This is a genomic window from Neiella holothuriorum (genome assembly GCF_019457915.1).
GTDB classification, from domain to species: domain Bacteria; phylum Pseudomonadota; class Gammaproteobacteria; order Enterobacterales; family Neiellaceae; genus Neiella; species Neiella holothuriorum.
This window is the reverse complement of record NZ_JAHZSS010000002.1, coordinates 48,054-69,384: the sequence shown is the minus strand read 5'-3', so window position 1 is coordinate 69,384 and position 21,331 is coordinate 48,054. Positions and strand designations below refer to the sequence as shown.

At 47.6% G+C, this 21,331-nt stretch carries 22 protein-coding genes; 3 read left to right on the top strand and 19 right to left on the bottom strand.

Annotated features, from left to right (window positions below; translation table 11 throughout):
* Positions 1–8: 8 nt before the first annotated feature.
* The 15 genes from K0504_RS02155 to mioC form a co-directional block, all read right to left on the bottom strand.
* Positions 9–1,295 (bottom strand): pepsin-like aspartic protease, encoded by a 1,287-nt coding sequence (locus K0504_RS02155; RefSeq protein WP_220102512.1) that lies wholly within the window; start codon positions 1,293–1,295, stop codon positions 9–11.
* Positions 1,296–1,528: 233 nt separating this feature from the next.
* Positions 1,529–1,951, bottom strand: a complete 423-nt coding sequence (locus K0504_RS02150; RefSeq protein WP_220102511.1) for a F0F1 ATP synthase subunit epsilon — start codon at positions 1,949–1,951, stop codon at positions 1,529–1,531.
* Between the two features lie 24 nt (positions 1,952–1,975).
* Positions 1,976–3,373, bottom strand: coding sequence for a F0F1 ATP synthase subunit beta (atpD, locus tag K0504_RS02145; protein ID WP_220102510.1), 1,398 nt, complete (start codon positions 3,371–3,373; stop codon positions 1,976–1,978).
* Positions 3,374–3,406: 33 nt separating this feature from the next.
* A complete protein-coding gene (atpG, locus tag K0504_RS02140) occupies positions 3,407–4,267 on the bottom strand; it encodes a F0F1 ATP synthase subunit gamma (protein WP_220102509.1) in 861 nt (286 codons plus the stop codon).
* 41 nt (positions 4,268–4,308) lie between these two features.
* Complete coding sequence (atpA, locus tag K0504_RS02135; protein WP_220102508.1) at positions 4,309–5,850, bottom strand: F0F1 ATP synthase subunit alpha; 1,542 nt, start codon at positions 5,848–5,850, stop codon at positions 4,309–4,311.
* A 15-nt stretch (positions 5,851–5,865) separates the two neighbouring features.
* Positions 5,866–6,399, bottom strand: coding sequence for a F0F1 ATP synthase subunit delta (gene atpH, locus K0504_RS02130; RefSeq protein ID WP_220102507.1), 534 nt, complete (start codon positions 6,397–6,399; stop codon positions 5,866–5,868).
* A gap of 14 nt (positions 6,400–6,413) precedes the next feature.
* Complete coding sequence (gene atpF, locus K0504_RS02125) at positions 6,414–6,884, bottom strand: F0F1 ATP synthase subunit B (protein WP_220102506.1); 471 nt, start codon at positions 6,882–6,884, stop codon at positions 6,414–6,416.
* 69 nt (positions 6,885–6,953) lie between these two features.
* Entirely contained in the window at positions 6,954–7,187 is a 234-nt protein-coding gene (atpE, locus tag K0504_RS02120) for a F0F1 ATP synthase subunit C (RefSeq protein WP_220102505.1), read from the bottom strand.
* Positions 7,188–7,240: 53 nt separating this feature from the next.
* On the bottom strand, positions 7,241–8,083 hold the full coding sequence (gene atpB, locus K0504_RS02115; protein WP_220102504.1) for a F0F1 ATP synthase subunit A: 843 nt from the start codon (positions 8,081–8,083) through the stop codon (positions 7,241–7,243).
* A gap of 15 nt (positions 8,084–8,098) precedes the next feature.
* Entirely contained in the window at positions 8,099–8,467 is a 369-nt protein-coding gene (locus K0504_RS02110) for an ATP synthase subunit I (RefSeq protein WP_220102503.1), read from the bottom strand.
* A gap of 208 nt (positions 8,468–8,675) precedes the next feature.
* Complete coding sequence (locus tag K0504_RS02105) at positions 8,676–9,566, bottom strand: ParB/RepB/Spo0J family partition protein (RefSeq protein WP_220102502.1); 891 nt, start codon at positions 9,564–9,566, stop codon at positions 8,676–8,678.
* 20 nt (positions 9,567–9,586) lie between these two features.
* Entirely contained in the window at positions 9,587–10,393 is an 807-nt protein-coding gene (locus K0504_RS02100) for a ParA family protein (protein ID WP_220102501.1), read from the bottom strand.
* Positions 10,394–10,411: 18 nt separating this feature from the next.
* Positions 10,412–11,038, bottom strand: coding sequence for a 16S rRNA (guanine(527)-N(7))-methyltransferase RsmG (gene rsmG, locus K0504_RS02095; RefSeq protein ID WP_220102500.1), 627 nt, complete (start codon positions 11,036–11,038; stop codon positions 10,412–10,414).
* On the bottom strand, positions 11,039–12,928 hold the full coding sequence (mnmG, locus tag K0504_RS02090) for a tRNA uridine-5-carboxymethylaminomethyl(34) synthesis enzyme MnmG (RefSeq protein WP_220102499.1): 1,890 nt from the start codon (positions 12,926–12,928) through the stop codon (positions 11,039–11,041).
* 335 nt (positions 12,929–13,263) lie between these two features.
* Entirely contained in the window at positions 13,264–13,725 is a 462-nt protein-coding gene (gene mioC, locus K0504_RS02085) for an FMN-binding protein MioC (RefSeq protein ID WP_220102498.1), read from the bottom strand.
* A 244-nt stretch (positions 13,726–13,969) separates the two neighbouring features.
* Here mioC and K0504_RS02080 point away from each other — a divergent pair, with 244 nt between their 5' ends.
* From K0504_RS02080 to K0504_RS02070, 3 genes are all read left to right on the top strand, one after another.
* Complete coding sequence (locus K0504_RS02080) at positions 13,970–14,740, top strand: DUF481 domain-containing protein (protein WP_220102497.1); 771 nt, start codon at positions 13,970–13,972, stop codon at positions 14,738–14,740.
* Between the two features lie 226 nt (positions 14,741–14,966).
* The gene (locus K0504_RS02075) at positions 14,967–16,016 is read left to right on the top strand and encodes a purine-nucleoside phosphorylase (RefSeq protein WP_225917918.1); all 1,050 of its coding nucleotides are present in this window, start codon (positions 14,967–14,969) and stop codon (positions 16,014–16,016) included.
* On the top strand, positions 16,013–17,101 hold the full coding sequence (locus K0504_RS02070; protein WP_318837912.1) for a nucleoside hydrolase: 1,089 nt from the start codon (positions 16,013–16,015) through the stop codon (positions 17,099–17,101). Before K0504_RS02075 ends, K0504_RS02070 begins: the two co-directional genes overlap by 4 nt.
* A gap of 68 nt (positions 17,102–17,169) precedes the next feature.
* On the opposite strand, the gene K0504_RS02065 is transcribed toward K0504_RS02070, so the two are convergent.
* From K0504_RS02065 to K0504_RS02050, 4 genes are all read right to left on the bottom strand, one after another.
* Positions 17,170–17,889, bottom strand: a complete 720-nt coding sequence (locus K0504_RS02065) for a hypothetical protein (protein WP_220102495.1) — start codon at positions 17,887–17,889, stop codon at positions 17,170–17,172.
* Between the two features lie 268 nt (positions 17,890–18,157).
* Positions 18,158–19,525 carry an 8-oxoguanine deaminase gene (locus tag K0504_RS02060; protein ID WP_318837911.1) on the bottom strand — a complete coding sequence of 456 codons (1,368 nt, stop codon included), beginning with the start codon at positions 19,523–19,525 and terminating at the stop codon, positions 18,158–18,160.
* 11 nt (positions 19,526–19,536) lie between these two features.
* Positions 19,537–20,232 (bottom strand): TetR/AcrR family transcriptional regulator, encoded by a 696-nt coding sequence (locus K0504_RS02055; protein ID WP_220102494.1) that lies wholly within the window; start codon positions 20,230–20,232, stop codon positions 19,537–19,539.
* Positions 20,233–20,253: 21 nt separating this feature from the next.
* Positions 20,254–21,324, bottom strand: a complete 1,071-nt coding sequence (locus tag K0504_RS02050) for a BMP family ABC transporter substrate-binding protein (protein ID WP_220102493.1) — start codon at positions 21,322–21,324, stop codon at positions 20,254–20,256.
* Positions 21,325–21,331: the final 7 nt, after the last annotated feature.

Below are 21,331 nucleotides of genomic sequence, written 5' to 3'. Positions count from 1 at the left end.
AGCTTCGGTCATTTTTGTTGAGCAAAACGAATCACACCTAGCTCATGCTCGGCACGATCAAATACCACGTAGTAATCATTTAATAGCGGCAAGCCGATTAAGCTTTGGTTGGGCCAATTCGGCAACTGACTAATTATTTTAAACACTGCTTTGCCCGGCGTTGGGCTGTTGATTTGCCAGTAATCACTTGGCTTGCAGGTAAGCCGCTGATCACCGTGCTCGGCGCTGGCAAAGTAAAAATGTAGATCGGGCCATTTGCTTAAATCTAACTTGCTGGCATCAATACCTGTTGCCATAAATTGCATGTCTTTAAACGGCGCTATCAGCTCAGCAAATTCTGCGGAAATGGCGTTAAGGCTTTGCTCAAGATGTTGGAACAAGTCATTGGTTAGGGCCAAAACTGAGCAGCCGGTATCAACAATGGCGTTGGTAAAGTAGTTGTGCTCATGGGCTTTATCAATTGGTGCCGCTGCTATTGGTTCACCATCACCAACCTGAAATTTGGTCAGTACCACGTTGTAGTAGCAGTCGTGCATCACATCAATGGTTTTAAAGTCGCCCTGATATAGTTCTGAGTGCTCTTCGCCCCCGCCGAGTACCAAATAGCCTTGGTTGAGCGGATCGGCTTTTAGCGCTTCATCATCGGCTTTTTCGCAAGTTACATGAATGCTGGATCGCTTGCTGTAAAACGACCATTTGTTGGCAGTAAGGCCGAGCTCTTCAATCTGAGTAAAGTAAGGGATTAGATCTTGCTCGGGCTGCTGCCAGAGGAATTTTTTGAACTGTTTTAAGTCATCACTATTGAAGTGAGCATTGCCCAGCTCAACACATTCTGGGGTACCAAATGGCCACGGGTAAGTGTGGGGCGGTTGTACTTGATGTTGCTCAATGTAGTGGGCTAAGTCATAGCTTTTGTTGAGGTGGCGATAGGCCAAACCTAGAATGCCATTTCCTTTGCCAAAGGTAGCGTGTTGTTCTTTGTTAGAGATAAGCGCTACGTGGCATTCGGGTAAGGTAATGGCGTCTTCTGCGTGCTCTACGGTTACTTGAGTTTTGATAACCGGGCCGTCCCAGCCACCTACGCCATAGGTGACTTCTTGTGCCAGCGTAGTGGCCTCTAACAAGGAGTCTTGCGCGGCATGGTACGACTGGTGGTCAAGCACTAGGGTAGAGCTGCCGCTGTCGAGCAACAAGTTGACCGGGCTTTTCTCGCTGCCAATGTGGAATGTGGCGGTGTAATCACCACTGGCGTAGACGTTGGTAATTGGCAGCTTGATAGTTTTGGCGCTGGTCATGATGGGTGATGCCTTTGCTTTGTTTTTGAATTAGCTGGTTTTTATCCTACTTGGAGGCGAGGGGAGAAGCTAGTTTCGTGTTTGTTGTTCTGATTAGGATGGACAAATTTAGCAGTAGAGGTTGGTTTGTTCATCCTTCGACAAACTCAGGACGAACGGCAAGACTAAATATGAGCAGACAACAGATACAAAAAAGGCTCCCGAAGGAGCCTTTTTTCATACCTGAGCTGGTATTAACCAAAACGTTGCTTGGTGTATTCCACCACGCGTAGCTGAGCAATTGCTTTTGAAAGCTCTTGCGCGGCTTTTGCGTAATCAAAGTCAGCACTTTGATCGGCAATTTGCGCTTCTGCGCGACGTTTTGCTTCGGCCGCTTCGGCCGCATCAATGTCAGTGGCTCGAATAGCAACATCAGCCAAAACGGTGACGCTACCTGGTTGAACCTCAAGCATTCCGCCGGAGAGGTACATAACTTCCTCTTCGCCGTGCTGCTTAACAATGCGAACCATGCCAGGCTTAAGCTGTGTTAGTAGTGGGGCGTGACCGGCATTAATTCCCAATTCACCTTCACTACCAGCAACTTGCAGGCTCTCAACGCGGCCACTGAAAATTTCGCTTTCAGCGCTAACCACATCGAGGTGTACCGTCATAGCCATAGCTTGCTCCTAATGGTCGTATGCTTAAACGTTTTGCGCTTTCTCAACCGCTTCGTCGATGCTACCAACCATGTAGAAAGCCTGCTCTGGCAAGTGATCATACTCACCAGCCAAAATGCCTTTAAAGCCATGGATAGTATCTTTCAAGCTTACGTATTTACCAGGCGAGCCGGTGAATACTTCAGCTACGAAGAATGGTTGTGATAAGAAACGCTGAACTTTACGAGCGCGGGCTACGATCAACTTATCTTCTTCAGATAATTCGTCCATACCCAGAATCGCAATAATGTCTTTTAGCTCTTTATAACGCTGTAGCTGAGACTGTACGTCACGGGCTACTTCGTAGTGCTCTTGCCCAATTACCAATGGATCTAACTGACGAGAGGTAGAATCCAGTGGGTCAATCGCAGGGTAAATACCCAGAGCAGCAATATCACGGCTCAGTACAACCGTTGCATCCAAGTGAGCAAAGGTGGTTGCTGGAGACGGGTCAGTCAAGTCATCCGCTGGTACGTATACCGCCTGGATCGAGGTAATCGAACCAGTTTTAGTTGAAGTAATACGTTCCTGAAGAACACCCATCTCTTCGGCCAGAGTAGGCTGGTAACCTACCGCCGATGGCATACGACCCAACAGTGCAGATACCTCAGTACCAGCTAGGGTGTAACGATAGATGTTATCAACGAACAGCAGTACGTCACGGCCTTCGTCACGGAATTTCTCAGCCATTGTTAGGCCAGTCAATGCAACGCGCAAACGGTTACCCGGTGGCTCGTTCATCTGACCATATACCATGGCTACTTTTGACTCTTCTGGCTTCTCAATGTTAACAACGCCAGCTTCCTGCATTTCGTGGTAGAAGTCGTTACCCTCACGAGTGCGCTCACCTACACCAGCGAACACTGATAAACCAGAGTGTTGCAGGGCGATGTTGTTAATCAGCTCCATCATGTTTACGGTTTTACCAACACCGGCACCACCGAACAGACCAACTTTACCACCCTTAGCGAACGGACATACGAGGTCAATAACCTTAATGCCTGTTTCGAGTAGCTCAGTTGAGCTTGATTGATCTTCATAGCTTGGCGCTTCACGGTGAATTACATAACGCTCGTCTTCACCGATTGGGCCACATTCGTCAATAGGCGTACCCAAGACGTTCATGATACGGCCGAGGGTCGCGGTACCTACTGGTACTTTGATGCCTTCGCCGGTATTAACTACTTCTTCGCCACGGCGAAGACCTTCAGAAGCACCCATGGCGATGGTACGAACAACGCCGCCACCCAGCTGCTGCTGAACTTCCAATACCAGATCCACTCTAGTCACAGTTAACGCATCGTATACCTGTGGCACGGCCTCTTGTGGGAACTCTACGTCCACAACGGCGCCGATAATCTGGACGATTTTACCGTTACTCATTGTATTTCCTCTGAATCTCGTTTGATTCTCTACCTACACGGCAGCCGCACCGGAGACGATCTCGGTCAACTCTTGGGTAATACTAGCCTGACGGGCTTTGTTGTACACCAGCGTTAAGTCGTCAATTAGGTTGCCTGCGTTATCAGTAGCGGCTTTCATCGCTACCATTCGTGCGGCCTGTTCACATGCCAGGTTTTCTACCACGCCTTGATACACCTGTGATTCGGTGTAGCGTACCAATAACTGATCGAGCAGTTCTTTGGCATCTGGCTCGTAGATGTAATCCCAACGATGCTTCAAATCGTCGTCATCTGACTTAGGTAGAGGCAGCAACTGATCAATGGTCGGATCCTGCTTCATCGTGTTCACAAACTTGTTGCTTACCACGTAGAGGCGGTCAATTTCACCATTATCGTATTTCTCCAGCATCACCTTCACAGTACCAATTAGGTCCTGTACCGATGGGCTGTCGCCCAGGCCGGAAGCTTGTGCAATTACGTTACCGCCTAAGCTGTTGAAAAACGCAGTTGCTTTGCTGCCGATCAGTGCCATGTCGACTTCAACGTCTTTGTCTTGCCAAGCTTTCATGTCATTGATGACTGACTTGAACAAGTTGATGTTGAGGCCGCCACATAAGCCACGGTCTGTAGAAATGATAATGTAGCCGACACGCTTGGCTTCACGCTCTTCCAAATAGGAATGGCGATACTCCAAACTACCAAGCGCAATATGACCAATCACTTTGCGCATATTTTCGGCATATGGTCGAGATGCAGCCATTTGATCCTGCGCTCTGCGCATTTTACTGGCTGCGACCATTTCCATCGCGCTGGTGATCTTCTGAGTGTTTTTTACACTCGCGATCTTCGTTTTAATCTCTTTTGCGCCGGACATCTTCTACTCCAAACTTGGAAGTGGACCTTGCGGTCCGCTTCTTAATAGGTTTGTGTTGCGACGAACTTATCGAGCGCTTCTTTCAAAGAGGCGGCGATGTCGTCGTTGTAGTTGCCCGATTCGTTGATGGTATTCATCAACTCACCGTACTCACTGCTTACGAACGAGTGTAGAGAGGCTTCAAAATCGTTGATTTTGGCCAGTTCTACGTTGTCCAGGTAGTTGTTCTCTGCAGCATACAGAGTCACAGCCATTTGAGCAGTGGACAGTGGCGCATATTGAGCCTGCTTCATCAGTTCGGTAACACGTTGACCGTGCTCCAACTGACGACGAGTCGCGTCATCAAGGTCAGATGCGAACTGGGCAAATGCCTGTACTTCGCGGTACTGAGCCAGTGCGGTACGGATACCACCACCGAGCTTCTTGATGATTTTGGTCTGAGCAGCACCACCAACACGAGATACCGAAATACCTGGGTTCACAGCAGGACGTAAGCCGGCGTTGAACATGTCAGATTCTAGGAAGATCTGACCATCGGTAATCGAAATTACGTTGGTTGGTACGAATGCAGATACGTCACCAGCTTGGGTTTCAATGATTGGTAGGGCGGTCAAAGAACCGGTTTTACCTTTCACTTCACCTTTGGTGAATTTCTCTACGTAGTCAGCGTTAACGCGAGCAGCACGCTCAAGCAAACGGGAGTGGAGGTAGAATACGTCACCTGGGAATGCTTCACGGCCTGGTGGGCGTTTCAGCAACAGTGAGATTTGACGATATGCAACGGCCTGCTTAGACAGGTCATCGTAGATGATCAATGAATCTTCACCGCGGTCACGGAAGTATTCACCCATGGCACAACCAGAGTATGGTGCCAAGTATTGCAACGCAGCCGCTTCAGAAGCAGAGGCAACAACAACAATGGTGTTATCCAATGCGCCGTGTTCTTCTAGCTTACGTACAACGTTAGCAATGGTTGATGCTTTCTGGCCAATCGCTACATATACGCTGAAAATACCAGAGTTTTTCTGGTTGATTACAGCATCAATAGCAATGGCAGTTTTACCGGTTTGACGGTCACCAATGATCAGCTCACGCTGGCCACGGCCGATTGGGATCATCGAGTCAATTGCGGTAATACCTGTTTCTACCGGCTGAGATACTGATTGACGTTCAATTACGCCCGGTGCAATCACTTCAACTGGCGAGAAGCCGTCGTTATCAATTGGGCCTTTACCATCAATTGGCTCACCCAAGGTGTTAACAACACGACCTAACAGGCCACGACCCACTGGAACTTCCAGAATACGGCCGGTGGATTTAACTTTTACGCCTTCGGCCAGATCCGCATAAGGACCCATTACAACCGCACCAACCGAGTCACGCTCAAGGTTCAGTGCAATTGCATAACGATTGCCAGGCAATTCAATCATTTCGCCCTGCATGACATCAGCAAGGCCATGAATACGGATAATACCGTCGGAAACTGAAACGATAGTACCTTCGTTTCGAGCTTCACTTACTACATCGAACTTCTCAATACGTTGTTTGATTAGTTCACTGATTTCTGTGGAATTCAGTTGCATGCTCTAATTCCCCGATTAGGATTGCAGCGCTTCTGCCATGCGCTCCAGTTTGCCACGCACTGTATTATCAATGACCAGGTCGTCGACCTTGATGATCATGCCGCCGACTAACTCGGCGTCTACAGTGCAGTGGAGACGAACGTCACGCGATAAGCGTTTGGTCATCGCTTCAATAACTTGCTTCTGTTGAGCATCGGTCAATTCAGCAGCAGATGTGACATGCACGTCCGCTTGTTTTTGATGCTCGGTCACCAGTTGCACGTACATCGATTGAACTTCCGGCAACGCTGCCAGACGACCATTCTCAGCCATTACCTTCAACAGGTTTTGACCTTGTTCATCAACTTCGTCACCACACACCTGAATGAACAGATCGGCAATGCGCTCAGGCGCTTCACCGCTTGCCAGAATCTTGGCAACTGTTTCATTCTTGGCGACTTCTGCCGCAAAGGACAGCATGGTGGACCATTTGTCTAACGTCTTGTGCTCAACAGCGTAATCAAACGCCGCTTTCGCATACGGACGGGCGACAGTTGTCAATTCAGACATTCGTCAACCCTCCGTTAAAGTTCAGACGCCAGTTTGTCCAAGATGTCGCTATGGGCGGCAGGATCGATGGAACGTTCCAAGATTTTCTCGGCGCCGGCAATTGCCAGAGCAGAAACTTGTGTACGCAGCTCTTCACGAGCGCGGTTACGTTCTGACTCGATTTCAGCTTGGGCTTGAGCGATAATTTTTTCACGCTCAGCTTGGGCTTCAACTTTCGCTTCATCAACGATCTGGTTCTTGCGCTTGTTTGCCTGTTCAACAATTTCGCTTGCTTCTGATTTAGCCTGCTTGAGTTGATCCTTTGCTTTCACATCGGCCAATTCAAGACGCTTCTCAGCTTTTTCTGCATCCGCGAGACCGTCAGCAATTTTCTTCTGACGTTCTTCAATGGCAGCCATTAATGGCGGCCAAACAAACTTCATACAGAACCAAACGAAAATCAAAAAGGCAATGGTTTGGCCGATAAGGGTAGCATTAATACTCACGACCGCTCCTCCTTCGTTGGTTCTATCCGCTGGTTAATATCTAAGTAGAAAAACAATGTTTTTCAAATATTAAAGAGCGAACAGCATGTATAGACCGATACCTACACCGATCATGGTTACAGCGTCCAACAGACCCGCAACAATGAACATTTGTACTTGTAGTTTAGGCGCCAGTTCAGGTTGACGGGCAGAGCTTTCCAGGAATTTGCCACCCAGCAAACCAAAGCCGATACCAGTACCTAAGGCACCGAAACCGATCAGCAGAGCTACGGCGATAAATTTAAGACCCAGTACAGTTTCCATTGGTGTCTCCAATCAAATGGTTGTTATGTGTGAAAATGAAAATTACTTATAAATTAATGGTCTTCACTGGCCATGCTTAAATAAACAATGGTCAGCATCATGAAGATAAAGGCCTGCAACGTAATCACCAGAATGTGGAAGATGGCCCAGCCAAGCTGTAACACACCTGCCAAGCCGCCAAGCAAAACGCCAGCGCCATACATCAGGGCAATTAGGATGAAGATCAATTCACCTGCATACATGTTGCCGAACAGACGTAAGGCAAGCGATACAGGCTTAGCGATCAGGGTGACACTTTCCAGCAACAAGTTGACTGGAATGAATAACGCCTGAACGAATTTGTTTGGAGAGCTAAACGGGTGCAGTGTTAGCTCTTTCACTAATCCTGTTACACCTTTCACTTTGACGGTGTAGAACAAGATTAGGAAGAATACGCTGAAGCCCAGCGCAAAGGTAATATTCAAGTCTGTTGGCGGCACAACCTTCATGTAAGGAATACCAGCCATCATTGCCACTTCAGGGATCCAATCAACTGGGATCAAATCCATCAAGTTCATCAAAAATACCCAGACGAAAATCGTCAGCGCCAATGGCGCAATGAGTCGACTACGACCGTGGAAGGTATCTTTGACGCTTTGATCAACGAACTCAACGATCATTTCAACAAAGCATTGGAATTTGCCAGGAACGCCGGTATCGGCTTTTTTGGCAACGGAGCGGAAAAGGAACAGGAAAACAACACCAAGAACAGCAGACCAGAACAGCGAGTCAACATTAAATGTCCAGAAGCCTGAACAGTGTCCGTCAACCATGTTCTCTGCAGAGCAATACTGCAAATTCGTTAGGTGGTGCTTGATGTACCCTGCAGAAGTCAGAGTTTCACCTGAGGCAGCCATAAATCATCCCGATTTCTATCTAGTTTTCAAAAATAAAGGACCTAGCCAAACCGGTACCATGGTTACAGTGAATGCAACCAATACCCATTCTGCGTAGGGCCTAAATAGTAGCAGCGTGACAACTAAAATCACCACACTGGATATTATTTTTATTGCTTCGCCAAGATAAAAAGCCCGCACAGTGGCCTGGGCCATCCGCGCGCCTGAAAAAGCAAAAGCAAGATAAACGAACAAGGCGTAAGGAATCAAGGCTGCTAGACAACCCAAACCAACGGCTATTGCCAATTGGACTCCAAACACCAGAGCCAGAAGCGTCATTGCGACTGCTACTACCACTTGCGCTCGTAACAATTTTTTTGCCAGATTTAATCCAGCAATCTGCATCTGAAGCTTTGCATGCTTCGGAGCAGACCGACCTTCTCGTAAAAGCACGAAGCTAAACATTGACCTGCATCAACTATTACAACAAAGCTGGCGGATTCTATGTCTTTCCGCAGCCAAAAAGCAACCAGTTAACATCGCATTTAAGAGGCGATACATATCGTTAACAACTGGTGCACAAAGAAACAACAAAAACATTCGCGCCATAACCTTAGTTTATTCGTCCCAAAATGCCATCTAGCTCGTCCAAACTAGTGTAATTTATGACCAATTTACCTTTACCTTTGGTATTACAACTAATCGCAACACTGGCACCTAAGCGTTCACTTAATGCATTTTGTAACGCTTCAACATTTGGATCGATGGCTTTTGCCGCGGCTGGTTTGGCTGGAGTTAGCAACTTTTTAACAAGTTTTTCGGTTTCTCGGACCGAAAGACCTTTGGCCGTCACTGTGCGTGCAGCATCAACCTGAACATCGCCCTCTAAGGCTAACAGAGCGCGTGCATGGCCCATATCTAGGTCACCATGTTCAAGCATGGTTTTAACGGGCTCTAGCAGGCTGTTAAGACGCAATAAATTGGTGACTGTGGTACGAGACTTACCCACCGCTTCAGCAACTTGCTGATGGGTCAATTCAAATTCATTCATCAGCCGGTTAAGTGCAATGGCTTCTTCCATCGCATTGAGATCTTCGCGCTGAATATTTTCGATGAGAGCAATCGCTACTGCCGCATTGTCGGCCACTTCTTTGACCAAGCAGGGAACAACGTCTAGGCCCGCTTGCTGGGCCGCGCGCCAACGTCGTTCACCGGCGATAATTTCATAGTTTTCTGGGCTGATAGGGCGAACGACAATTGGTTGGATGATGCCTTGTGCTTGGATGGAGCTCGCTAACTCCTCCAGCGCTTCAGCAGACATGTCTTTTCGAGGCTGATACTTACCCGGCTGTAATAATTCGATAGGCAGCTTTTTCAATTCATTAGCCGATTCAGACACGTTCACTTCTGATTCGTTTGCTTCTAAGGATTTATCGCGGGCAGCCTGACTGTTGGACAGCAGTGCTTCCAGCCCCATTCCTAAGCCTCGTTTTTTAGCAGACATGAATTGCAGCTTCTCCTTGGTTAAGCGGCTGTTTCGTTGTTTGGTGAGTCATCTTCCGATGGTTGCTCAGCTCGGCGTAAAATTTCACCAGCCAATGCCAAATAAGCTTTTGAGCCCGTAGAACCTTTATCGTAATACATCACAGGGGCTCCAAAACTAGGCGCCTCGGCAAGACGAACATTACGCGGGATCACCGTGCGGTAAACCTTGTCACCAAAGTGTGATCGCAACTGATCGGACACATCGTTGGCCAGTCGATTACGCGGATCGAACATGGTCCGCAAAATACCTTCGACATGTAGGTTTGGATTAACGACCGACACCAATTGGTTGATGGTTTCGAGCAATGCTGTAAGGCCTTCTAAGGCGTAATACTCACATTGCATTGGCACTAGTACGGAATCAGCGGCCGACATGGCATTGACTGTCAGTAAGTTCAATGACGGCGGGCAGTCGATGAATACGTATTGGTAATGATCCATGCACGATTTAAGCGAATTACGAAGACGCACTTCGCGGGCAAACACTTCCATGAGTTTGATTTCAGCGGCGGTAACATCCGCATTGGCTGCAATCAAATCATAGCCACCGGCAGTTTCTTTAATCGCCACTTCTTGAAGCGGCTTTTCGTCCACCAGCAACTCATAAGCGGTGTGCTCAACATCGTACTTGTCGACACCGCTGCCCATGGTGGCATTACCTTGCGGATCGAGGTCGATTAACAACACTTTTCGTTTAGTTGCAGCCATGGAAGCTGCCAGATTAACGGCTGTGGTTGTTTTACCCACGCCACCTTTCTGATTGGCAATTGCGATTACCTTGCCCACGGGTACTCCGGCTTTGGATTAAGTGGATGATTGCTCAATAACGATTAAATGACGCTCTTCCGGGAGCTGAAAAACATCCAGCTGATGACTGGCTGAAAGCGAAAATTTTTCAGGCAATTCAGCAAGTTCTTCAGTAGGGTATTGACCCTTCATGGCCAAAAATTGAGTTCCCAGATGACCGCACCAGCCGAGCATATCATTGATTGAGGCAAACGCGCGACTGACAATTGCATCGAAAGGTTGCGAAGGCTCAAAGCTTTCAACTCGACTTTGAACTGGCTCAATATTTGTGAGTTTCAGCAAGTGGCGAACTTGGGTCATAAACCGAACGCGCTTACCCAGGCTATCGAGCAAAGTGAAGTTGGCATTGGGTAGGGCAATTGCCAATGGGATACCCGGCAGGCCTGGGCCGGTGCCAACGTCAATGTAATTGCCATTTGGATCGAGGTGCGGAGCAAGCGCTAAGCTATCAAGAATGTGACGAATCATCATGTCGTTCGGATCACGCACAGACGTCAAATTATAAGCTTTGTTCCACTTGTTTAGCTGCTCAACGTAGCCTATTAGCTGATTTTGCTGTTCATCAGATAGTTCAAGCTGTTGATAGGCAAGACCTTGTTTTAGCAGTTTGGCGAGTTGACTCATTTACGCAGATTTCCTTAGCAATCCCATTTTTTTCAGATGAACTAACAACACACTAATCGCCGCCGGTGTGATGCCAGAGATCCGTGAAGCTTGACCAACGCTTTGCGGTTTGGTGTCGTTCAGTTTAGCCACCACTTCGTTGGAAAGGCCCGGTACTTGAGCAAAGTCGAGATCGGTTGGTAGCAAGGTTTGCTCATGACGTTTTTGTTTTGCGATTTCATCGAGCTGACGCTCAATGTAACCGGCGTATTTGATTTGAACTTCAACCTGTTCGGCCGCTTCGGCATCGTCGATCCCGGGGCCAATTCCGTCTATCGACATCAGCGATTGGTAAGTCATTTCGGGGCGACGTAACAGCGTTTCTAGGCTGTGCTCGCGGCTTAATGGCGTTTTCAATAACGGATTAAGTGCCTCAGCAGCTTGATGATTTGGGTGCACCCAGTTGTCTTTCAAACGCTGTTTTTCAAGCTCAACAGCATCTCGTTTTTCACAGAAACGTTGCCAGCGTGCATCATCAACCAAGCCAAGTGCTCGACCTTGCTCGGTTAAACGGCTATCGGCGTTGTCTTCGCGCAACAGCAGTCGGTATTCAGCTCTGCTGGTAAACATGCGGTAAGGCTCTTTGGTACCCAAAGTTGCCAGATCATCGATCAGTACACCAAGGTAAGCCTGATCCCGTGTGGGTGACCAAGGATCAAGATCCGCAGCTTGGCGAGCAGCGTTAAGACCAGCAATCAAGCCCTGCGCTCCAGCTTCTTCATAGCCTGTGGTGCCGTTGATTTGGCCAGCTAGGAACAAACCCTGAATGACTTTGCTTTCCAGTGATGCTTTCAGATCGCGAGGATCAAAAAAGTCATATTCAATGGCATAACCAGGCCGTGTGATATGGGCTTGTTCAAACCCTTTCATCGAACGAACCAGGCTCACCTGAACGTCAAACGGCAAGCTTGTTGAAATGCCATTTGGATAGAGTTCATGGGTAGTTAGGCCTTCCGGTTCAACAAAAATTTGGTGAGAATTTTTATCGGCAAAGCGCGTTACTTTGTCTTCGATCGACGGACAATAACGCGGGCCAACACCTTCAATCACGCCAGTAAACATGGGGCTGCGATCGAGGCCAGCACGAATGATGTCATGGGTTTGAGCGTTGGTATGCGTGATGTAACACGGGATCTGCCGCGGATGCATTGAACCATTGCCCATGAACGAAAATACCGGCGTTGGAGTGTCGCCAGGTTGTGGCTGCATCACTGAAAAATCAACGGTTCGGGCATCAATCCGTGGTGGTGTTCCAGTTTTAAGACGATCGATTCGCAGTGGTAATTCACGTAACCGGTGCGCCAATGCGATCGCAGGCGGATCGCCAGCACGGCCACCCGAATAATTTTCTAAGCCAATGTGGATCTGACCGGCAAGGAAGGTTCCAGTGGTAAGCACCACGGTGGATGCGCTTAGCCGCAGTCCCATTTGGGTGACAACGCCTTTGACCTGATAGCCTTCAACGATCAAATCATCACAAGCTTGTTGGAATACTTGAAGATTTGGCTGATTTTCAATGATTTCTCGAATTGCAGCTCGGTAGAGTACGCGATCGGCTTGCGCTCGAGTGGCGCGAACAGCTGGCCCTTTGCTGGCATTTAGCGTCCGAAATTGAATACCGGCGCGATCGGTTGCCAACGCCATGGCGCCGCCTAAGGCATCAATTTCTTTTACCAAATGGCCTTTGCCAATGCCACCAATGGCTGGATTACAAGACATCTGGCCAAGCGTTTCAATGTTGTGCGTCAGCAGCAACGTATTACGGCCTGTGCGAGCAGCCGCTAATGCGGCTTCTGTTCCCGCATGACCACCGCCGATGACGATGACATCAAAATGTTGGGCGAGATCCATGAATCAATCCTCTAGTAAAACGTAGCCGGGTATTTTAACTGCGAACTGTCAGAAGAGAAAGCAAAGGATCAGATTAGATCGTTTGGTCGATCCTTAATGATCTTTAAGAAGATCTTTATATAATCTTATTTTTATTACTATTAAGGAACCAGATCTTTGTGGGTAACTAACTTTTTATATTATTAATCAATAAGTAATAAGCTTTGAAATTTGTGATCTAACTGGGATCTAGCCTTGTGTATCCAGTGATCAAAAGAGTGGGTTATCCACAGGTGAACGAGTGAACGATCTTATCCAGTGAATAACCAAGATAGAAACAATGGATATTAATGGGGTTATCCACAGTTTAATTTGTCTGAATTTTGTTCGATCCAAGACTTTAACCACTGTTGAGCTGGCTCTTCGGGTAAATCATTGGCTTGAACATCAATATATAAAGGCTCACCAAGTCGGTTGGCTTGGCATTGTTGGAGCAGTTGATCGAGGGTTTTGGCGGCCTGATTAAAGGTGTCGTAACTGGTATCACCAATTCCAATAACACCGTAGTGCAATGAACTTAAATCCGGTTGCTGGCGTAATAACTCAGCCAGCGGTTCAATATTGTCGGGTAAATCGCCGGCACCATGTGTTGATGTGCAGATCAGCCAAATATCATTGAGATCATAATCAGCTAGATCATTAAATTCAGAGTGCACTGTGCTGTCGAGGTTGGCGAGTTTCAAATCATCGGCCAAACAGTCGGCTACGTATTCAGAACCACCGAGCATTGTGCCGACCATGATGTTAATTTTTGTCATTTTGATTCGTTATTGTGGAAGTTAATTGGAATGACGCGTTGGCATCTTTGTATGCATTTAGGCGTCATGTTGAGCGCTAACTTTACTATATTCTCAAAAAATCTCGTCAAGCCAATGAAAATAAGCATTGAGCCGCGCTGTGTCTGTTGTTTTAATAGCGCCATAACAACTTGCTGGTTTGCGCGAACTGTTGCAGCGGTTCGCCTCAGTTTTATTTTTCAGTGCTCTTCCACAAGGAGAAGGTATGTCTCTTATTCACAAAAGTTTAATCGCAAGCGCGTTGCTCGGCGCTTCATTTGCTGCTCAAGCGATCACCCCAATTGATACTTCAAGTACCCCAAACGAAGGCTTTAGCGGCACCGTTGGTTTGGGCTTGAGTGGTGAGTCGGGCAGCAAAGACGAACAAGAATACTCAGTTAGCCTGCTGGGCCGCCATGTTGCTGGCGAACGCACTGCCTTACTGATTGTTAATTACAACTATGGCGAAACCGACGACAAAAAAGATGAAGATGATTTGTTTGTTCACGGTCGCTGGATCAAAAACAACTTTTTCAGCGAGCGTTTCGACTGGGAAAACTTCGTTCAATACGAATATGACAAATTTGACGACTTAAACAGCCGTAAGCTTGCAGGTACTGGTGTTCGTTGGCGCTTTGCGAGTGAAACAGAAACAGGTTTGCTGAATACCACATTTGGTGTTGGCGGTTTTGTTGAAGAAGAAGAGTCAGAAAGCACTGGTGAAACTGAGTCTAACTGGCGTGGTAATTTCTACGGTAAATGGGTTTGGAATCGTAAAGGTGATTTCCCATTCGAACTGTATGGCCGCATGTATTTGCAACCAGTATTAGATGATTTGGGTGATCTCCGTGCCACCGCCAACGGTGGTATTAAGTTTGGTTTAACGGAAGCCATGTCACTTAGCTTTGATGCTGAAGTTGAATATGACTCTGAACCTTTTGAAGAAGCAGAAAAAACCAACACAGAATACGGCGTGAAGCTGAGCTACGCGTTCTAAGTCAGTTTGCTGTGTACTAATGAAAGCCACCTTACTAAAGGTGGCTTTTTTATTTGTCGGCACGACTTCCCTTTGACCCATCCCGTTACTTGTTCTTTATCAATGGCTGTTCCTGCGCTGAGTTTTCAGCCAACAGTCGCTGCATACTTCTAAAAAAATAACCGATTGGCCAATATTTTGCATTTCTGATCCGTGAAGCGTTTTCTTATGGGTTATGGAGTACAACATGAAGTTGCAAACAATGTCAGCCACCCTTGCTCTGACGTTTGGATTGGTAATGCAGACTCAAGCTGCTGAAAAAATTGAAATTAAAGCCGTTGTCGTATCGATGTTTGAAAGCGGCGAGCTGACAGGCGATCGCGCAGGCGAATATCAACTTTGGATTGAACGCGGAAAAATTGACCAGCCCATTGATTTCCCTATGGGGCAGCATCCTCTGCACATTAATGATGCTGGTGTATTAGCAATGTGCACTGGTGGTGGTGTTACCAATGCCACAGCATCAATTATGGCGCTTGGCATGGATCCAAGATTCGATTTATCAAAAGCTTATTGGTTAATTGCAGGTATTGGCGGCGGCGATCCGGAAGATGTATCGCTGGGAACCGGCGTTTGGGCCAAGCATGTGGTTGATGGTGATTTACTGTATGAAATTGATGGCCGTGAAATTCCTAAAGATTGGGAATATGGCTTGATCCCACTGGGTGCGTACGAACCTAATCAAGAAGCCACGGGTTGGACGGTTGATACCATTCACTTTGGTTTGAATGAAGCCATGGTGGATTGGGCGTATGAGTTAACCAAAGATTATTCGGTGACCGATACCAAGGCAATTTCCGAATTTAGAGCCATGTACAACGGCTACCCCAATGCTCAGAAAAAACCGTTCGTCACTATTGGTGACACCATAGGCTCAAGTACCTATTGGCACGGTGAATTACTCAATAATTGGGCAAACGATTGGATGCAACTTCATGCGGGTAAAGAGTCATCCTTTATGACCACCAACATGGAAGATAACGGCACTCTTACAGCATTGCATCGTTTGGACAGAACCGGACTGGTGGATGCCGAACGTGTTTTAGTGTTGCGAACCGTCAGCAACTACTCGATGCCGCCTAAAGGTAAAACAGCAGCATGGTCTACCACCGCTGATTACCCGGATGATGGCTTTCCTGCCATTGAAGCCGCCTATGAAATGGGCTCGGTCGTGCTTGATGCCTTGTTAGCTGACTGGCAAACCTATCAGGATACCTTGCCTGGAGCTAAGCAGTGAAGTTGCTGTTTATCGTTGTAACGGTGCTGTGGAGCACCGTTAGTTTTGCCAAGCCGGTGATCTTTGATAACGACATGGCCATTGATGACTGGGCTGCCTTGCTGTACTTGCTGCAACACCCAGACGCAGACGTTAAAGCCATTACCATTTCTTCCAGTGGTGAAAGTCGTTGTCAGCCCGGTTTGCGCAATACGGCAGCATTAATTGATTTGATTGCCGATGCACCGAGCGAATTACCTTTTGCCTGTGGCGATGCTTATCCATTGGATGGTTATGCAGTTTTTCCTGAGCCTTGGCGCGTCGATTCCGACACTTTATCGGGAGTAGAGATTCCAGCCAGTACGCGAGTGGCGAGTCCATTACATGCTGCTGAATTAATTCATCAGACGTTGCAGGAACAAACGCAGCTGACCACGCTGATTGCTACCGGTCCGCTGACTAATATTGCGCAGTGGTTAGCCCAATATCCTGAAGACAAAGCCAAAGTAGACAAACTGGTGATCATGGGCGGCAACGTTCACGAGAAAGGCAACATCATTGTGCCTAATTTCACCGATGGCCACCCTAATAAGCAGGCTGAATGGAATATATTCGTTGATCCGCTGGCAGCTGATCTGGTGCTGCAGTCTGGCCTTGCCATTGAGTTGGTTGGCTTAGATGTGACTAATTCCGTTAGGGTCACCGAATCCGTTGCGGCAGAATTTAAACAGCAGGTTAAGACGCCTGCGAGTCAATTCTGGGATAGGGTACTGGATAAAAATGATTGGTTTATTGCATCCGGTGAGTATTACTTTTGGGATACCTTAGCCGTGCTCATTGCTGTTAACCCATTGCTGTGTGAAGGCGAACAGTTAGCACTGCAGGTTGGCCACCAAGTTACCGACCAGCCTTACCTAGCGACATCGGATTTATCTATGCCAACGACCCGCTGGGATGGTCGCCCGCGCCAGCATCTGGATGCTGCTACGGCAGGCGTGATGATGAAAGCTTCTGCTGAGGCAGGTTTGCACCCCATAAAAGTGTGTTTTAACACGCAACCCAAGCGTATCTTTAGCGAATTTAATCAAACGCTTAATCGATCATAATGTTGTTACTGATATAAAAAAGCCCGCTGAATGCGGGCTTTTTTATGATTCGTTGCTGTGGGGATTGTTTACACCATGCCGGCCTGTTGCAGCATCACTGTTAAACGTTTAACGAAGGCATCAACACCCTGCTGTGCCGCGGCATCTATGGTATCTGGTGCTAGTTTGGATGGATCATCAGCGAGCTCAATGGTGTTTAAATTGATTTGCTGGTACGACTCAAGTGCAGAAATAGCCACGGCTTTGCCAGCGGAGGCATCATAAATTCTGGCGTCAACACTACTTAATACTGCCGCATTACAATGGCCAAAATTGCAGTAGCTGTACAAGCCTAAGCCGGCAACGTAATCGTTGGATTTGGGGTCAACCGCTACCTTTTTTGGATAAATTGCAATGACATAATCAAGCTGATTGGCGCTTGCCATAGTGTTCAACTCTGACGCCACATCGGCCTCAAATGCCATGTCAGCTGACAAATAGGTAAATAGATTGCTGCGCTCAGCCATGAGGGTTGAAGTTGGGCTGAGTGCGACGGCTTGATGATTTGCTTGCTCAAGTAATTGGCTAACCGCATCACCCAGTTGCTGCTGATAATTGTGTTCGGTGGGTTGTGCTTTGGCAAAGTCAAAAAATGCCAGACTGCCGTGATGAATGTGGGTTGGTGCTTCGTCGACAAGAACGACCACACCAACTTTAGCTGAGCCTTGTTGGCTTAGCGGTGGTGTTGTTTGGGTTGAACTGCAAGCGCCCAACATGGCTGTTGCAGCCAATATAAGTAGGTGTTTCATGTCATATCTCCAGCGATAGTGCTTGTTATTATTGAGTGACTGCCGAACCGCACAGTCGCGGTGCGGTTGCACGTAACCTGACCATTGAGACAGCATTTATTGGTGCGGTAGTAATGGCTTGCGTTAACAATGCTGGTTATTTAGTTGAAAATGCTCAGGTTCATTAACGTTATTGCAACGGTTATGCCTGATTGCTGGATGACAGAATGGGGGAGCCCGAAAATAAATCAGCTTAGCCTTACGCTGACGTAAGTAAGCAAACTTTTGTTTATTGGGCTTTTTGTAATAACTGTTGTGCCACCAAATGATGGGCTACGCGTAATGCTTCCAAGTCGAGTTGGCAGCACTGACCGTGTAACACCTGCCATTGGCCTGCAACCATGACATGTTCGGCTTTATGGGAACCACATAAAAGCAAGGCTGCAACAGGGTCGCCAGCGCCAGAAAAACGCGCCTCATCGAGGCCAAATAAGGCTAAGTCGGCTTGCTGGCCGACCGCGATGCTGCCTAGTTTCGGCCGATGTAACAAGGATGCACCACCGGCCGTTGCCATTTGCAATGCATCATGGTGACTAAAATTAGCGGCGCCGTATTTCAGTTTGCCTAACAACATGGCCTGACGCGCTTCTTGAATTAGGTTTGAGCCATCATTGGATGCTGAACCATCAACCCCTAAACCAACATGAGCACCGGCGGCTGTTAATTCTTGCGTTGGACAAATGCCGGAAGCCAGCACCATATTGGATGATGGGCAATGACTGATGCCGACTTGAGCATCACCCAAGCGCTTGATTTCATCCGCATTGAAATGAATGCCGTGGGCCAGCCACGTTTGCTGGTGAAGCCAGCCGACCGACTCAAGATAATCTAGCGGCCGTAGACCAAATTGGCGTAAGCAAAATTGGTTTTCATCTTCGGTTTCAGCCAAGTGGGTATGAAGCAAAACCTGTTGCTGCGCCGCCAATCGGGCGGTTTGTTTCATCAGCTCAGGTGTGACCGAAAATGGTGAGCAGGGTGCCAATGCGATTTGGCACAGGGCGTCGTCACTTGGATCATGAAATTGACCAATGAGCCGTTCACTTTCAGCCAATATTTGATCGTCTGTTTGCACCACACTATCTGGTGGTAAACCACCAGCAGAACGCCCGAGACTCATAGAGCCACGAGTTAGAACCACGCGCGCACCGGTCGTTTTAGCCGCAGCAACTTGTATATCGGTGGCATTTGCTAATGACTTGCTGAATATATAGTGATGATCAACCGCCGTGGTACAACCCGACAATAACAACTCTGCCAATGCTAATTGAGTCGATAGATAAATTGCCTGTTCATCTAAGTTGGCCCAAATGGGGTAGAGGGTTTGCAACCACGGAAACAGTTCTTTGTTTAATGCGGCAGGGACGGCTCGGGTCAGGGTTTGATAAAAGTGATGATGGCAATTTATAAGGCCCGGTAATAATACGACAGAAGAGGCGTCAAATTGCTTGCTATAGCTGAGTTTAGGCTCTTGACCTGCACCTACTAGCTCGACAATTGTGTTGCCTTCAATCAAGGCGCCATTGCTGGCGTCTTGATCGTTACCTGTCCAGCAGGCGAGAGGCTGTTTTATCCATAATCGATTGCTATCCGTTGCCACTGTCGAACTCTCTATTGGTCTGCTTTAGCGGGTAGTTGCAAGCCACAACCTCGTAGAATCATGCCGCTTAGGAAGTCGGCAATACCATCAATCATATCTTGCTCATATTCGGCGCGATTCATAATGGTCAAGATTTGGACATCAAAATCGGCATAGTGTTGGGTTGATGACCAAATCAGAAAGATGAGATGAACCGGATCGACCGGCTCCATTCGCCCTTGCTCAATCCAAGCATTGAAAACATGGGTTTTATCGCGAACCCATTGGCGTAAATCAGTACGCAAATACTCTTTTAAATGAGGCGCACCCTGAATAATTTCCATCGCAAACAGCTTTGATGAACGCGGATGGGTATAGGACATCTCGACTTTTCTGCGGATGAAGGCATCCAGCACCACAGCCGGATCATCATCTTCAGTAATTGAGTTGAGAAAATCATTCCACAGCGAGATCAGGTTATCGAGCACTGCTACATACAGATTCGATTTGCTCTTGAAGTAATAGTGAACATTCGCCTTGGGAATGCCCGCTCTATCTGCAATCGCTTGAATGCTTGCGCCTTTGTAGCCGTTTTGCACGAACTCTTCAGCTGCTGCGGTAATAATATTATTGAGATTTCTGTCCCGAATTTTGCCGGGCTTGTACTTCCCCGTCGGTGTTTCCGACGGGTCAAAATCCTGTTTAGTTTGCAATTTTGTTGGCGACATAGCAGATATACTCACCTTTATTTATTGAGGGATCTTTCCTTCGATTCCTTGGACATACCAGTTGAACTTCAACAATTCGGCATCACTCATTTGTGAACCCTCTGGCACCATGATGCTATTGAGTTGATTGTATATTGGCCCTTGAAAAACATTGCGATCGCCGGCAACGATTTGTGACTTATGCTGCTCCACCAGGGCAACAATTTCGTCGGGGACATCGCTATGAATTGGCGCAATATCGTTAGCGCCTTGTTTAAGGCCGTGCCAAACCGAAGTTGGTTTCCAGCTACCATCAAGAACGGCCTGAATTTTATCGCGGTACATGTTATGCCAATGCTGCATCGCAGAGGTCAGATGAGCGTTAGGACCGTACACGCTCATATCCGAATTAAACCCTGTTGCATATTTACCGTTGGCTTCAGCGGCTTGAATAATCGCCGGAGAATCGGTGTGCATGGCCAATACATCAGCCCCTTGTAGCATCAAGCTTTCTGCCGCTTCTCGTTCGCGCGCTGGATCATGCCAGGTGTTGACCCAAATGACTTTCATGGTGATATCGGGGTTGGTCTGTTGGGCGCCAAGCATGTAGGCGTTGATGCCACGCACCACTTCGGGAATAGGGAAAGCGCCAACAAATCCTAGTACATCGGTTTTAGACATAGCACCGGCTACCATACCCGCAAGGTATCGAGCTTCGTGATCGCGAGTCATGTAGTTACCCACATTCTTCGCCATCTTATAACCGGTGGCGTGTTCAAAGGTTACTTTGGGAAAGCGTTTTGCTGCCTTAATAGTCGGGTTCATGTAACCAAATGACGTGGTGAAAATCAGGTCATAGCCTGACTTTGCCATTTTACGGATAACCCGCTCTGAATCGGCGCCTTCGGCAACGCCTTCAACAAACGCAGTTTCTATTTGATCGCCAAATTCTTCACTGACAATTTGCCGTGCCTGTTCATGCATATAAGTCCAGCCTGCATCGCCCACGGGTGATACATAAACAAAACCGACTTTTAGCGGATCTGCAGATGATGATGCGCTAAAGAGTATTGCTAGGATTGCCAGTAATGGGCTAAATCGGATACGTCTCATGGATTGT

Coding starts and splice junctions, on each gene's coding strand:
- atpE (WP_220102505.1), bottom strand. CDS start 7,187: ATGGAAACTGTACTGGGTCTTAAATTTATCGCCGTAGCTCTGCTGATC.
- K0504_RS02155 (WP_220102512.1), bottom strand. CDS start 1,295: ATGACCAGCGCCAAAACTATCAAGCTGCCAATTACCAACGTCTACGCC.
- K0504_RS02105 (WP_220102502.1), bottom strand. CDS start 9,566: ATGTCTGCTAAAAAACGAGGCTTAGGAATGGGGCTGGAAGCACTGCTG.
- atpG (WP_220102509.1), bottom strand. CDS start 4,267: ATGTCCGGCGCAAAAGAGATTAAAACGAAGATCGCGAGTGTAAAAAAC.
- atpB (WP_220102504.1), bottom strand. CDS start 8,083: ATGGCTGCCTCAGGTGAAACTCTGACTTCTGCAGGGTACATCAAGCAC.
- K0504_RS02110 (WP_220102503.1), bottom strand. CDS start 8,467: ATGCAGATTGCTGGATTAAATCTGGCAAAAAAATTGTTACGAGCGCAA.
- atpD (WP_220102510.1), bottom strand. CDS start 3,373: ATGAGTAACGGTAAAATCGTCCAGATTATCGGCGCCGTTGTGGACGTA.
- mnmG (WP_220102499.1), bottom strand. CDS start 12,928: ATGGATCTCGCCCAACATTTTGATGTCATCGTCATCGGCGGTGGTCAT.
- K0504_RS02150 (WP_220102511.1), bottom strand. CDS start 1,951: ATGGCTATGACGGTACACCTCGATGTGGTTAGCGCTGAAAGCGAAATT.
- K0504_RS02055 (WP_220102494.1), bottom strand. CDS start 20,232: ATGTCGCCAACAAAATTGCAAACTAAACAGGATTTTGACCCGTCGGAA.
- atpH (WP_220102507.1), bottom strand. CDS start 6,399: ATGTCTGAATTGACAACTGTCGCCCGTCCGTATGCGAAAGCGGCGTTT.
- rsmG (WP_220102500.1), bottom strand. CDS start 11,038: ATGAGTCAACTCGCCAAACTGCTAAAACAAGGTCTTGCCTATCAACAG.
- mioC (WP_220102498.1), bottom strand. CDS start 13,725: ATGACAAAAATTAACATCATGGTCGGCACAATGCTCGGTGGTTCTGAA.
- K0504_RS02080 (WP_220102497.1), top strand. CDS start 13,970: ATGTCTCTTATTCACAAAAGTTTAATCGCAAGCGCGTTGCTCGGCGCT.
- K0504_RS02065 (WP_220102495.1), bottom strand. CDS start 17,889: ATGAAACACCTACTTATATTGGCTGCAACAGCCATGTTGGGCGCTTGC.
- K0504_RS02075 (WP_225917918.1), top strand. CDS start 14,967: ATGAAGTTGCAAACAATGTCAGCCACCCTTGCTCTGACGTTTGGATTG.
- atpA (WP_220102508.1), bottom strand. CDS start 5,850: ATGCAACTGAATTCCACAGAAATCAGTGAACTAATCAAACAACGTATT.
- K0504_RS02050 (WP_220102493.1), bottom strand. CDS start 21,324: ATGAGACGTATCCGATTTAGCCCATTACTGGCAATCCTAGCAATACTC.